Here is a 12517-nt window from a genome sequence, read left to right as displayed (position 1 = left end):
ATCTGGCTGTCGCCGGACGAATGGCTGATTACCGGCCCGAAAGGTGGCAACACCGCGCTGATCAACGCGCTGGAAGAAGCCCTGAAAGGCCAGCACGTGCAGGTTGCCGACAACTCCGGTGGCTACACCATGGCCTACCTGACCGGCAAGGAGCACGTCACGGTGCTGCGTCACCTGGGTGTGTACGACTTCGAGAGCATTACACCGGGTCAGGCGATCAGTACCGTGCTGACCAAGATCAACGTGACGGTGTACCGTCATGATGACAAGGGGTGCTTTGTGATCTTCCGCCGCAGCTTTGCGGATTACGTGTGGCGGATTCTGGAGCGGGTATCGCGTCCGTACGGGTTTGGGGTATGTGCGGTGTCGTCCGAGCTCGGGTTAGTCGCAGCTGAGTAGTTATCCCGTAGTACCGTTAATCACGGCTAGTTACGTAAAAAAGCCCGTCTGTTCTTGCAGACGGGCTTTTGTTTTTGACGTACAACCCAGCGTGTCAGACCAGTATCAGTTCACGCTGACATTGCTGAAATCCAGTCGAGAGAATGGACTCACCCGGAACCCGCTGACATTGGGCGTGGTGATAACGGCATTGAGTGGATGCGCCAGCGGGACCCACAAAGCCTGATCACGAATGATCTTCTGAGCGGCCAGATACAACCGGGTTCTGGTCGCAATGTCTGGCGTTTTCTGGCCATCAGAGATCAGTTTGTCCAGTTGTGGATCGCAGTAGCGGGCAAAGTTGGTACCAGACTGGACCGCTGCGCAGCTGAACTGGGGTGTCAGAAAATCATCCGGGTCACCGTTGTCGCCTACCCAGCCCATGAACAGCAAATCATGTTCGCCAGCCTTGCCGCGTTTGATCAGTTCTCCCCATTCAACCGTGCGGATTTCTGCCTTGATGCCAATCTTGGCCAGGTCCGCTTGTACTAGCTCGGCACCCGCTTTGGGGTTAGGGTTGGTGAAGCTGCTGCTGGACCTTACCCACAAGGTAGTGCTAAACCCGTTTGGAAACCCGGCGTCTGCCAACAGTTTTTTGCCCTTGGCCGGGTCAAACGGATAATCCGGCAGGTCTTTGGCATAGCTCCATGTGCCTGGCGGGTACGGGTTATTGGCGGATACGGCCGTACCGCTAAAAACGGTTTTCAAGTAGGTATTCTGGTCAAACGCCAGATTGATGGCTTGGCGTACTTTGGGGTTATCCAGCGGTTTATGCTGGGTATTCAAGGCAATAAACGCCGTACCAAATGCATGGGTATCCACCACCTTGACTGCTTTATCCGTTCTCAAGGTCAGAATATCCAGTGGTTTGGGGGAGAGCGCAATCTGGCATTCGCCTGCTTTGACCTTTTGTACCCGCACCGCGCTGTCTGGCGTAATCGCAAAAATCAATCGGTCGACTTTGGGTTTGGGCCCAAAGTAATCCGGATTCACGTCAAACCGGACGACTGCATCTTTCTGGAAGGACTTCAGCTCAAACGGACCGGTCCCGATCGGTTTCTGGTTCATCTGAATCTGGTTGCCGGCTTTGGCGAGCTGATTGGCGTATTCTGCCGAGTAAATGGATGCAAAACCCATTGTCAGCCGGCCCAAAAAGGTAGCTTCCGGGCGGCTCAATTCAAACCTGACCGTGTAATCGTCAATTTTTTTGACCGCTTTGATCAGGGTAGGGAACTGGAATGATTGCGCATGAGGGAACCCATTCGGCCCGGTAATTTTTGCCCATGGGTGTGTCGGGGAAATCATGCGTTCGAAACTGAACACAACATCGTCGGCATTAAACGGGCGGCTTGGCTTGAAATAATCGGTTGTCTGGAAGGCAACCTTCTTCCGCAGATAAAACGTGTAATTCAGGCCATCCGGACTGGCCTCCCAGCGCTCTGCAAGACTTGGCACGACTTTGCTGCTAACGGTATCGAAATCCACCAGACGGTTAAAGATCTGGTCTGCGGATGCATTGGTCGTCGTGATCGAATTATATTGCACGACATCAAAGCCTTCCGGGCTGGCTTCGGTACACACGGTTAAGGGTTTGGCTTGCAGTGCAGAGCTAATGCCAATGGCTGAAATTGCAAACAGTATTACTTGTTTATACATGGTGATATCTTTCTATGGTTTGCAAGAATATGTTTAACAATAACATTGCGAAAAATTACCACAGCAATTTTAAAGCATGATTCAAAACCGTTTAAATGTTAAATACTTCATTGTTTATACCGAGATAATATAAGTGCCTTTTATGTGAGACTTTGCACAGATAAAGTGTTTGCAAAAGTGCCTCATGATCTGTCAGGCATAGACTGCAATAGAGAAAGACTTACCCTCAGTGTGTTCAAACCGTTGTATTTGCTGAATTTGTGGTTGAGTCAGAACGTGATCACGGGATAACAGTAACACACCATCCGGCGTTTTCAGATCATCTGCTAATTTCATGTCCGCCTGAAGGTCGCTTGCCCTCACGATTTTAGCCCCAGACGGGAGTAGTGCGTCCGGTTCTTGTAATACCAGCTCAAACATGGCAACAACTTCCGGGTCGTAACGTATCTTTTTGTATTTCTGGAGAAATGCCACTGCTTCTTCTGTCGATAAGGAATGGCCAATCAATGAACCATTTCTTAAGGCCTCAAAATCACTGACAACAGCCAGGATTCTGGCGCCGACGGGAATATTGGCCTCTGCAAGCTTGTCCGGAAAACCCTTGCCATCATAGCGTTCATTTTGATGGCGAATCAGCTTTGCAGCACCGGCCAATTGCTCCACTGGCATGAGTGCCATCTGGCCCTTGACCGGGTGTTTTGAAAATAAAACCTTCTCCTCCGGGCTCAGCTGATCAAATGGCCTTTTCAATATATCGTCAGGCAGACCTATTTTGCCAATCCCATGCAACAAGCCTGCAATCAGTAATTCTTGTGCCTGCAATTCTGGAAGTTGCATTTTCCTGGCAAGTCGTCGTCCTAATTCTCCAACACGGTTGGCATTTCCGGCTAATACGCCTTCACGCAGCTCCAGCAAGTTTGAAAATACTTTGAGCATGGTAAAGAAATTTTTCTTTAATCGCTCTTGTGCACTTTCTAAAAACAACACCGTTTGGCGCAATTCTTCGGTTCTTGCATTTACCTCTTTTTCAAGATTGGCATTCAAGGATTTCAGTTCAATATTTTGCTGCTCAGTCAATGCCTCAAGTCGAATTTTCTCCTGTTCCAGTTGCCGGAGTTCAATTGCTTGCGCAATGGTATGCAACAGCTCTCTTTCATCCCATGGTTTTGAAAGATAGCGATAAATACCACCTTCATTAATTGCGGAAATGGTTGAAGAAACCTCAGAATAGCCCGTCAGCAGGATACGCACGATAGAGGGCCAACGCTCTTTTACCTGTTTTAAAAATTCCGCCCCATTCATGTTGGGCATACGCATGTCTGAAATGATCAGATCAACCGGCTCTTCCTCCAGAATGGATAAACCCATTGCCGCACTTTCTGCCGTCAAGATCTGATAGCCCAATGGCCGGATGAGACGTCTCAGTGACGAAAGAATATTAACTTCATCGTCAACAATAAGAATTGTTGCCGGATTCGAATTCTGTACAGGCAGAATTCCATTTTCATGCAAAATCTGCTCCATGCTGCTACTCCAGTAGTATTGAATCAACACCATTTGCCATTTTTTCCAGTTCTATTATCCAGTCAGATAATTGCTCTGGTGCGAGGCCTAAATATTGAATAAGGTCAGCAGGAATTGATGTATTAATCTCTGTATTTTCAGATGCAGTAATGCTTTTATAAAGATTGACCAGTTCATCTGCACAATACACTATGAGAGCAATGTGGCTAATAGTCGCGGCCTGGCTTGTATGATGGCAGCGAATTGACTGAATGATATCTTCAGGGAAATGCCATTGCTTTGCAAGCATGGCACCTAATTCGGTATGATCAAAACCCAATATCTCTTTTTCTTTGATAATGAGCTCCATACCGCACTGTTGGTCATGAACCAGTTGGCTAAAACTCTCTGGGTCTTTGCTGTACAGTAGCAGCATACCTATGTCATGAAGAAGGCCGCCGACAAAGCAGATATCCTGGGGATGTCCTGTTTTGTGGGCTAACCAGTCAGCACAGTATGCAATCAATAAGTTGCGCCGCCAAAAATCAATAAGTATCGGTGAGGCACCCTTTGTATTCAAAAATGAAACGCTGATGGCAAGTTTTTTTACATTCGCCAATCCCAAAACCAATACCGCACTTTGGATGCTGCCAATTTTCGAGGACATGCCAAAAAAGGATGAATTGGCAAGTTTCAATAACCGGGCAGACAATACCGTGTCATTACCAATTTGATGAACGAGTGTATCAAGAGCAACCTCTGTATCATCAATTTTCCTGATAAGCTCCATGATCACATGTTCTGAACTTGGAAGCCCATTTTGCTCGCTGATATATGTATCCATCGTAGACATATTAGATATTCGCATTCATAGGGGTAAATACCAAGACCAATCCACGAAGCCCTTTATGCATTGGTGAAAGGGGTAAAATATTCAGTGTGGTCTGAGTTTCATTAATTAAATAGGGGCGAACACCAGGAAGCGCTATTGCATCAGGGTTATCAAGAATGCCTGGCAACACGTGATGTATATTTCCACCAAAGAGGCTAATACCTCCTAACAGGTTTTCAGCTGCTTGATTCGCAAGAATAATATCGCCTTCCATCGAGACCCCAATGACGGCGACAGGAATGATATCCAGAACTTCTTGGGCCGTTTCCAGTGCCTCAAGACTTACTTTGGTCTGTTCATGACTGAGAGCTATTTCAAGTTCTGCCTGCCTTGATAACTGTTCATTGGCGGCAAGCAAATCTTGTTGCAGGATTTTGTTCTGCAGCAGGATATCGTGAAAGCGGAAAGCATCGGCAACAGTGGCGCGTAAAAAATCATCGTCCCATGGCTTCGTGAGAAACTTGTAAATGGAACCTTCGTTAATGGCGTCTGTTACTGTTTTCAGGTCCGTGTAGCCAGAAAGCACAAGGCGGACACTATCCGGACAAATTGTTTTGGCCTGCGATAAAAACTGTACACCGGTCATGCCGGGCATGCGTTGATCGGAGATAATGACGCCAGGCTTGTGGCTTTTCAAAAGTTCTAGCGCAGCAGCCCCACCCACTGCACGAAGGATTTCATATCCGTCTTGGCGAAGCAGTCGGTATAAGGCAGAGAGAATATTCTCTTCGTCATCAACCAGTAAAATAACCTGGGACATAACTTACTGATCCTTCTCTGGATGTCGAGACGAGTTCTCTGGAAGCGCATCATTACCCAGTACAATATTTTCCATCTGCGTTGGTAGCTGATCAGCTTCCATCTTGAATCCGTGAATCAATTGACGCATCTCGTCTGCCAGGCGAATATTTTCACGTTTGATGGACACATCAGCCAGCACTTCCAGCACATGGGTAATCAATTCGACACTATCCCATGGCTTGGCCATATAACGGGCAATACCGACTTCATTGATGGCCCTGAGTACGGCTGTCATGTCCGCCTGCCCTGAAAGAATGATGGACGCTGCCAAGGGCTGTAGTCGTTTGGCTTCCCTTAAAAAATCGACACCATTCATTTCTGGCATGCGATAGTCACTGATAATCAGGTCCACATGTTCCGCTTGGGCAAGTAAAAGTGCTTCCAGCGGTGATGTAAAACATGCAAGCTGAATTTTGAAGGCAGAATCCTCAGCCTTGGTCAAGAACGACAACTCTCTTCGAATGGCATTGAGAACATTAATCTCATCATCAACCACAATTAATTTATGCATGTGTTGTTTCTCCAGCGTCTTCAGTCTGAATGACCTGTTTTCTGACAGGGATATGGATGGTGAAACAGGTGCCAACGCCAATTTCGGTTTCAACGTCAATTGAGCCCCCCAGTTTTTTCATGATGCCAAAAACCAGAGATAACCCTAATCCAGTACCTTGCCCAACCGGTTTTGTTGTAAAGAACGGATCAAAAATCCGTTTCAGGTTTTCTTCTGCAATACCACTACCTGTATCCCTGATGGAGACCCAGACATGATCCGGATCGGTCACGCCACTCTTGATCGTGATGGTGCCAAAGTCTGTCATGGCCTGTGCCGCATTGACCAGAATGTTCAGGAACACCTGGTTCAACTGGGAAGGAATCGTCTCAATGCTTGGCAAAGCGCTATATTCCTTGACAACATTTGCTTTGTATTTGATTTCGTTCCAAACCACATTCAGCGTTGAATCAATCCCTTTATGCACGTCAACAACCAACCATTCGCCTTCATCCACATGGGAGAAGTCTTTCAGGTCCTGAACGATATGTTTTACACGACTGATACCATCTTTGGACTCAGCCAGCAGCGCGACGATATCTTCCAGCAGGAAGTTTAGATCCAGCTGTTTTTTCTTCTGCTGAATGTCTGCTTTACGGTCTTCAGGCAGGCAGGGTTCACTCGACTGATACAGTTCAAACAGACTTAAAATATCCTGAAAATATTTGCTCAGCGTGTTCAGGTTCGATGCGACAAATCCGGTCGGGTTATTGATCTCATGAGCTACACCAGCTGCCAGTTGCCCGATGGCAGCCATTTTTTCTGATTGCAGCAACTGGTTTTGAGTCTGTTCCAGCTGCCCGATGAGCTTGCGCTGCGCCTGCTGCTCATTGATCAGTTTTCGCTCGACTTCTTTCCTGTCAGTGATATCCCGGATGACTGCCACCGCATGCCATTGGGTATTTCGCAACGTAGACGTGATGGAGATTTCTACCGGAAAAAGTTGCTCATTTTTGTGTTTAGCGATCATTTCGACTGTATGGCCAACCAAGGCGGTTGTTCCGCTTCTGGTCAGATCAATTGCAATCTCTTTGGCTTCATCCTGCAGATAGCATGTCTGACCTTTTTGAATCATGGCATTGAGTGGTTGTCCAAGTGCCTCGCTTTCAAGGTATCCAAACATTGTCGCAGCAGCAGGATTCCACAGCTCGATTTCTCCTTGCGCATCAATCATGACAATGCCATCCAGTGCAGTATGAATAACACTATCTAGCATGGATTTTGAGTCTATCAATGCTTGTTCGGCATGCTGCCTCTCCAGCACTTCCTCAACCAGATGTTCCTGAGTAAGCCGCAATTCTTTGATCAGGAGTTCTTGTTGTGTTTGACGATTCAACAATTCCCGCTCGGCATGCTTTCTTTCCGAAATATCCCTCAGCATCAGTTGAAGCATGAAACCTTCTTCAAGATGCATGTTATTCACAACTACCTCGGCAGGAAAACGACTACCGTCAAGCTTCTGGAAAATAAATTCGAAACGATGATTTCCCTTGCGAATACATTGTTTAATTTCTCTCAAGAAACTACAAAATGAAAGCTTTCCATCTGGCTGATTTTTAGGGAAAAAATGTTTTTTTCTTAATGACAGTAACTGGTTTGATTCTCTGGCGCCAAACATGGCGAGGGCCGCACGGTTCACTTCGCTTACACCGTGGTCATTAATGACAAAGACACCATCCAGGTTAGACAGAAACAGCATTTCAAACCGCTCTGCCATTTGCCAGATTTCCATCTGCGATTCGCCGCGCTGTTTTTCTGCGGCTATTTTTTCTGTTTCCAGCTGTTGTTTCTGTAATGCAATTCTGGCAAACAAATACCACAGGCAAATGGTAAAGAACCACAGCACAGCCAATGAAGCGACATATATGTCCTTGATGTGCTCCAGAGGGGCCAGGTTTGTATTGTCGGGTAGGGCCAAGGTCATTTCCCAGCCAGACAGGTCCAAGGTCCGCTTGACATAGGAAAACCCCTTGGGTGACAGGTTCAGCTCGGGGTGTCTGGTGATGATTTTTTTCAACTGGGCTGGCGAGATTTCGATAATGTCATTGGCGTATATGCCATCTCGCTGCGCAGTTTTAAGCAGTTCATACTGATTCGGATGCGAAATCAAGGCGCCATGTGCACTTTTCAGAGATAACCAGGCGCCACCAGGTAAACGCAAGTTGTCTAGCTGATTACGAATCTGGGATACAAGAATATCAATAGTAACAATGCCGCCAGGTTTGTTTTGCTTGGTAAAGAAACTCCTGCCAATCGTGATGTAGGCATCGGAAATGTCATAGTAGGGTTCAGAAAAAATAATGCGGCCATGAGCGATCAAGCTCTTTTTATACCAAAGTGCATTACCAAATACACTACCGCTTCTTAGCCAATCCATCGGCAGACCGTCTAATTCTTTGAGGGCATTTTGAGCAATGAAACGGCCATACCGTTCTTTTCCAGGGGCAAAGATGCCGGGTTCAAACCATATGCCTATTCCATACACGGCGTCTTTGTTGACGCCTTGCAAGGCAGCCCTCATTCTTGCTTCAAGCTGCTTCTCGTCTTCTCTGACATTGCCAAGAATGTAAGTAAGAAGCTTTGCGTATTGTGTGTCTTCAGAAAAGATGGTTTCGATACGGGCTGCGTATATGTCCGCCAGCCGGGCATTGTTTTGTTCTGCATCCTTGACCAGAGATTTCTGCTCGGCAAGGTAATACCATGTCGCGATGATGGATAGGAGGATTGCTACCACACCTGTGATGAGTGAGGCTTTTGATGGCATCCACGATGTTCTCATGGACAGCTCCTTGTCTGTTACAGGCTAGGCACAAAAGAAGAAGCTCCAAATCGGGGTTGGAGCATAAGATAGGAATAGCTAATAGAAATTAGCTATTTGTCATTTGACTAAGGTATAGATCACAGATCGTGACATGTCAAGGAAATATGCGAAAACGAACCCTATGTGCAGAGTGATTTCAGATGCTGGGCAGCGTAAAAAATATCCCGTTCAATGGCACGGCGCACACCAGTCGGGTCCCGGTTTTCCAGGGCTACCATGGCATCTTCGTGGGCATCATTCAGGCGTCTGGCAAAATTGCTGTCTTCAAACAAGCGGTTGGAAATAGGGCCAACCTGTAGCCAGACCGTTTCGATCAGCTCCATCAAAAGCGGTGAGCCACTGGCCTTGTACAAGATCAGGTGGAAATCCTCGTTTGCGTCCAGATAGGCTTTGGCATTCATGGTTGCCAGTGCATCCCGCATCTGCAGACACAGGGCAATCAGTTGCTGACGTTCGTCTTCGGTCAGTCGGTGGGCGCCAGACTCGGCTGCCTGGCCTTCTAACATCAGCCTTACCTGCAAAACATCATCAAATTGTGCCTTGCTGAGGGTAGGAACGGTCATGCCGCAGTTCGGAATATTCACCACGGCATGCTCGGCTGCCAGCCGTTGCAAAGCGGCACGAACCGGCATTTGACTGACATTCATTTCATCTGCAATGGTCTTGATTTTCAGGCGATCGCCTGGCAGGTATTTGCCAACCGTTAGCCATTGGCGCAACGTGAGATAAACGTGATCTTGTATGGATGCCGCTTCAGCCGTTTTCATAATCAGGGTCGGTACAAAAATAAGCGGTTAGTCTAGTTGTCTTTCATGAAAAGTGCACGTACTTAGTCCAGAATTTTGCTGTAAAACCAGTCTGAGCGCGCATTTTGCAAAGAAAACACCGGTAACGCATATGTGCCCTGATCACTCGCCCGCATGCGGTGGCAAGACATGTGTCAGCCGGCATGCGGGCAAGGGGTATCGCGTTTAGAGCTTGATGTGCTGAATGCAAGCCTCAAACGCTGCGACCAGGCGGCTGACATCGTCGGCCTTGGTATCTGGACACACCAGAATCATGTTATGGAACGGGGTAATCAACAACCCGCGATTTAACAGGAACAGGTGGATGATATGCTCAAGCTCTGGGACCAGAATCCGGTCGGCTTCCGTTCCGTTTTTAGGCGGTGTTTGCGTAAACTGGAATTCGGTTCTTGCCCCGACTTGTGTGACACACCATGGCAGATTGTGTCTGTCGATCACCGCACGCAAGCCGTCAGCCAGTTGTTTGGCCAGCCCAAACATATACTCGTAGGCGCTGTCGGTCATGACGTCTGCCAAATTGGCCCGCATGGCCGCCATGGCCAGCATATTGGCGGTCAGCGTCGTGCCGATACCACTATGCCCCGGTGGCGCATTGCGCTTGGCAGACTGGGCTGCCGCCGCGATTTTCTCGCTAAAGCCATACACTGCACACGGTACACCGCCACCCACAGGCTTGCCCACCACAAACAGGTCTGGTTGCAGGCCAAATGCCTTGGTATAGCCGCCAGGCCCGGTACTGATGGTATGAGTCTCATCAATCAGCAGCAAGGTGCCATGCTTCCGGATGATTTTTTGCGCTGCTTCCCAATAACCCGGTTCTGGCAACACCATGCCGATATTGGTCATGGCGGGTTCTGCCAGCACACAGGCAACATCACCCTCAGCCAGCGCGGCTTCCAGGGCTGGCAAGTCGTTAAACTCGACCACCTTGGTATATTGCTTCAGGTCATAGACCTGACCCAAGAGACTATCGCGCTGAGTCGGCACGCCATCCACCAAGTCTACAAATACATCGTCCACCGTACCATGATAACAACCATTGAAAATCAGGATTTTCGGGCGATTGGTTGCCGCTCTGGCCCAACGGATGGCAAACCGGTTGGCATCAGTCGCGGTCATGGCAAACTGCCAGTAGGGCAGGCCAAAGCGGCGGGATAACTCTTTGCCTACCCATGCCGCATCTTCGGACGGCAACATGGTCGTAAACCCGCGTTCGGCCTGACGCTTGACGGCTTCAGCAACAGGTGCCGGTGCATGGCCAAACATTGCGCCCGTATCTCCCAGGCAGAAGTCTACATAATTGTGACCATCCACATCCTTGAAGCGGGCACCTTTTGCCTGGTCTACGTAAAGAGAGAAGGGCGTGGACCAATCATTCATCCAGTGCAGCGGCACGCCAAACAGTAAATGCTCGCCAGCCAGTGCAGATAGCTCGCGCGACTTGGGCATGTTTGCTACAAACGCCTGTTTCTCTGCTTCGAATAATGCGCGGGCCTTGTCCCAATTAATACCTGTGTTATATGTCATTTCTTATCCTCCGGTCAGACATGCAATTGCAAGTGTTCACGTTCCCAGGCCGTGATGCCTCTAAAGAACGTTTCTGACTCTTTTTCTTTGACCGCACAGAATGCCTGTACGAATTCGCTGCCTAACACCTCAGACAATTCCGGGCAGGCCAGCATGGCTTCTACCGCATCATCCAGATTGCGTGGCAATTCATAATCCAGATCATAAGCACTGTCGCTCATGGGCTCAGATGCTTCCAAGCCTTCTACCATGCCAAGATAACCACAGATAAGCGTGGCAGCCATGGCCAGGTAAGGATTCACATCTACACCGGGTACGCGGTTTTCCAACCGGCGCGCTTCAGGTCCGGAGTTGGGTACACGGATGCCACAAGTCCGGTTGTCATAACCCCAGCGCACATTGATTGGTGCCGCGGTAAAACGCGACAAGCGGCGATACGAGTTCACATACGGCGCAAACATCGGCATGGCGTGCGGCATGTATTTTTGCAAGCCGCCAATATAGCTAAAGAACAACTCGCTGGCTGAGCCATCAGCATTGGAGAAAATGTTTCTGCCGGTTTCGCTATCTACAATGCTCTGGTGGATGTGCATGGCGCTGCCAGGCTCGTTTTCCATCGGTTTGGCCATGAAGGTCGCAAAGATGTTGTGACGGAAAGCGGTTTCACGGACACAGCGTTTAAACAGAAACACCCGATCCGCCAGATCCAGCGCATCCCCATGCGAGAAATTGATCTCCATCTGGCCTGCGCCAACCTCATGAATCAGGGTTTCAACGCCCAGTTCGGATTCATCACAGAAATTGGACAGATCCTGAAAGAACGGATCAAACTCGTTCACGGCATCAATAGAGAAAGACTGACGGCCCACTTCGGTTCTGCCTGCTCGTCCGACAGGCGGGCGAAGCGGCTCGTGCGGGTTGTTGTTCTGCGCGATCAGGTAAAACTCCATTTCCGGTGCCACTACCGGTTTCCAGCCTTTGTTTTCGTATAGGCGCAGGACTTTTCGCAAAACAGCCCTCGGAGACAAGCCCACAGAGCGGCCATCAAAGTCCACGCAGTCATGGATGACCACAGCCACAGGCTCAATGGCCCAAGGCACCTTGCGAATTGTATTGGGATCCGGTACGCAAACCATGTCCGGATCGCTCGGACCAACAAATTTCTCGAAGTCGGCAAATTCACCGTTCACGGTAATCATGAGTACTGCCTTGGACATTTTCATGTTGTCTTCAGCAATAAACAGGTTTTTGGGCACAATTTTGCCCCGTGCAATACCTGTCATGTCCGGGATCACGCATTCCACCTCGTGGATACGGTTTTCCGTCAGAAAATCTTTTAGTTTATTGTCCATTTTTACCACCTATTGTTTGATCAAATATTATGTGTGTAATGAATGGACGCTAACTTCCACCGGATGCGCTGGTTTTGCACAACTTGAATTTTCTCATGTAAATCATCGTTTGTTTAACGTACACTCACTTTATGCTTAGTTTCAGTCTTTGTCAATTTGATCAAATTTGTA

The 12517-nt window shown here is 48.4% G+C and carries 10 protein-coding genes; 1 reads left to right on the top strand and 9 read right to left on the bottom strand.

The annotated features are described in order from the left end of the window. The coding region (locus tag F552_RS19210; protein WP_018151894.1) for a sarcosine oxidase subunit gamma at window positions 1-399 on the top strand (399 nt) is incomplete at its 5' end. Between the two features lie 105 nt (window positions 400-504). On the opposite strand, the gene F552_RS0111505 is transcribed toward F552_RS19210, so the two are convergent. The 9 genes from F552_RS0111505 to F552_RS0111465 all read right to left on the bottom strand — a co-directional run bounded on the left by F552_RS0111505 (window position 505) and on the right by F552_RS0111465 (window position 12346). Continuing rightward, entirely contained in the window at window positions 505-2094 is a 1590-nt protein-coding gene (locus tag F552_RS0111505; RefSeq protein ID WP_018151893.1) for an ABC transporter substrate-binding protein, read from the bottom strand. Window positions 2095-2286: 192 nt separating this feature from the next. Next, window positions 2287-3618: a response regulator c-di-GMP phosphodiesterase, NosR family gene (gene nosR / locus F552_RS0111500; protein WP_018151892.1), complete on the bottom strand. Its 1332-nt coding sequence runs from the start codon at window positions 3616-3618 to the stop codon at window positions 2287-2289. A 4-nt stretch (window positions 3619-3622) separates the two neighbouring features. Next, window positions 3623-4450 (bottom strand): HDOD domain-containing protein, encoded by an 828-nt coding sequence (locus F552_RS0111495; protein WP_026182642.1) that lies wholly within the window; start codon window positions 4448-4450, stop codon window positions 3623-3625. A gap of 1 nt (window position 4451) precedes the next feature. Continuing rightward, a complete protein-coding gene (locus F552_RS19205; protein WP_018151890.1) occupies window positions 4452-5249 on the bottom strand; it encodes an ATP-binding response regulator in 798 nt (265 codons plus the stop codon). Between the two features lie 3 nt (window positions 5250-5252). Next, window positions 5253-5801 carry a response regulator gene (locus tag F552_RS19200; RefSeq protein ID WP_018151889.1) on the bottom strand — a complete coding sequence of 183 codons (549 nt, stop codon included), beginning with the start codon at window positions 5799-5801 and terminating at the stop codon, window positions 5253-5255. Continuing rightward, window positions 5794-8619: a PAS domain S-box protein gene (locus tag F552_RS20095; protein WP_083917495.1), complete on the bottom strand. Its 2826-nt coding sequence runs from the start codon at window positions 8617-8619 to the stop codon at window positions 5794-5796. The genes F552_RS19200 and F552_RS20095 overlap by 8 nt, the downstream gene beginning before the upstream one ends. Before the next feature lie 161 nt (window positions 8620-8780). Further along, window positions 8781-9428: a GntR family transcriptional regulator gene (locus F552_RS0111475; RefSeq protein ID WP_018151887.1), complete on the bottom strand. Its 648-nt coding sequence runs from the start codon at window positions 9426-9428 to the stop codon at window positions 8781-8783. 204 nt (window positions 9429-9632) lie between these two features. Further along, complete coding sequence (locus tag F552_RS0111470) at window positions 9633-10994, bottom strand: aspartate aminotransferase family protein (RefSeq protein ID WP_018151886.1); 1362 nt, start codon at window positions 10992-10994, stop codon at window positions 9633-9635. A gap of 14 nt (window positions 10995-11008) precedes the next feature. After that, a complete protein-coding gene (locus tag F552_RS0111465; protein WP_018151885.1) occupies window positions 11009-12346 on the bottom strand; it encodes a glutamine synthetase family protein in 1338 nt (445 codons plus the stop codon). Window positions 12347-12517: the final 171 nt, after the last annotated feature.

The sequence above is a fragment of the Leeia oryzae DSM 17879 genome (genome assembly GCF_000376945.1).
GTDB lineage: Bacteria > Pseudomonadota > Gammaproteobacteria > Burkholderiales > Leeiaceae > Leeia > Leeia oryzae.
Note: the sequence above shows the minus strand (reverse complement) of the source record. Positions and strands in the feature narration are given on the sequence as shown.

Excerpts from the sequence above, each read along its gene's own strand:
- F552_RS19200 (WP_018151889.1), bottom strand. The coding sequence starts at position 5,801 with ATGCATAAATTAATTGTGGTTGATGATGAGATTAATGTTCTCAATGCC.
- F552_RS20095 (WP_083917495.1), bottom strand. The coding sequence starts at position 8,619 with ATGAGAACATCGTGGATGCCATCAAAAGCCTCACTCATCACAGGTGTG.
- F552_RS0111465 (WP_018151885.1), bottom strand. The coding sequence starts at position 12,346 with ATGGACAATAAACTAAAAGATTTTCTGACGGAAAACCGTATCCACGAG.
- F552_RS0111505 (WP_018151893.1), bottom strand. The coding sequence starts at position 2,094 with ATGTATAAACAAGTAATACTGTTTGCAATTTCAGCCATTGGCATTAGC.
- F552_RS0111470 (WP_018151886.1), bottom strand. The coding sequence starts at position 10,994 with ATGACATATAACACAGGTATTAATTGGGACAAGGCCCGCGCATTATTC.
- F552_RS0111495 (WP_026182642.1), bottom strand. The coding sequence starts at position 4,450 with ATGTCTACGATGGATACATATATCAGCGAGCAAAATGGGCTTCCAAGT.
- nosR (WP_018151892.1), bottom strand. The coding sequence starts at position 3,618 with ATGGAGCAGATTTTGCATGAAAATGGAATTCTGCCTGTACAGAATTCG.
- F552_RS0111475 (WP_018151887.1), bottom strand. The coding sequence starts at position 9,428 with ATGAAAACGGCTGAAGCGGCATCCATACAAGATCACGTTTATCTCACG.
- F552_RS19205 (WP_018151890.1), bottom strand. The coding sequence starts at position 5,249 with ATGTCCCAGGTTATTTTACTGGTTGATGACGAAGAGAATATTCTCTCT.